The organism is Vibrio sp. 378, from assembly GCF_033339435.1.
The window spans coordinates 1-872 of record NZ_JAWOUO010000287.1; the positions used below are offsets into that span (position 1 = coordinate 1).

At 47.9% G+C, this 872-nt stretch carries 1 protein-coding gene; it reads left to right on the top strand.

From position 1 onward, the window contains the following. Positions 1-125 precede the first annotated feature (125 nt). A partial coding sequence (locus R7Q48_RS25755; RefSeq protein WP_318133009.1) for a type II secretion system F family protein occupies positions 126-872 on the top strand: 747 nt, incomplete at its 3' end.

Consider the following 872-nt stretch of genomic DNA (forward strand, 5'->3'; position numbering starts at 1 on the left):
GGTGAGCAAGAAGTGGAAAAAGCCGTTCGTAATCATACGCCAAGTATTCGTAGTGATGGTCTAAGCAAAGTACGTCGTGGTATTACGTCACTTGAAGAAGTGATGCGAGTGACGAAGGAAGCGTAATGGCAGCATTTGAATACAAAGCGCTGGATGCAAAAGGCAAACAAAAAAAAGGCACGATTGAAGGGGATAACGCTCGTCAAGTGCGCCAACGACTGAAAGAACAAGGAATGATCCCTGTTGAGGTCGTGGAAGCCAAAGCAAAGGCGGCTAAGTCTTCAGGCTCTGTGGGTTTCAAACGTGGTATCAAAACGGCTGAACTGGCTCTGATCACGCGTCAACTATCCACACTTGTTCAATCAGGTATGCCTCTTGAAGAGTGTCTTCGAGCAGTTTCTGAACAAGCAGAAAAGCCACGAATTCGCACCATGATCGCTGCAGTTCGCTCCAAAGTCACCGAAGGTTACCCATTGGCAGATAGCCTAGGTGATTATCCACACGTCTTTGACGAACTGTTTCGCTCTATGGTCGCCGCGGGTGAAAAATCTGGACACCTTGATACGGTTTTAGAGCGCTTGGCGGAGTACGTCGAAAACCGTCAGAAAATGCGTTCTAAGCTGTTGCAAGCGATGATCTACCCTGTCGTGTTAGTGGTGTTTGCGGTGGCGATTGTCTCGTTCTTGTTGGCGACCGTGGTACCCAAAATCATCGAGCCGATCATTCAAATGGGGCAAGAGTTGCCACAGTCAACGCAATTTTTGCTGGCGGCTAGTGAGTTCGTCCAAGAGTGGGGGCTGATTATCTTTGCCGTGCTAGTAGTTTGTTTTTATGGCTTAAAACTGGCATTGCAAAAACCAGATTTTCGCTTG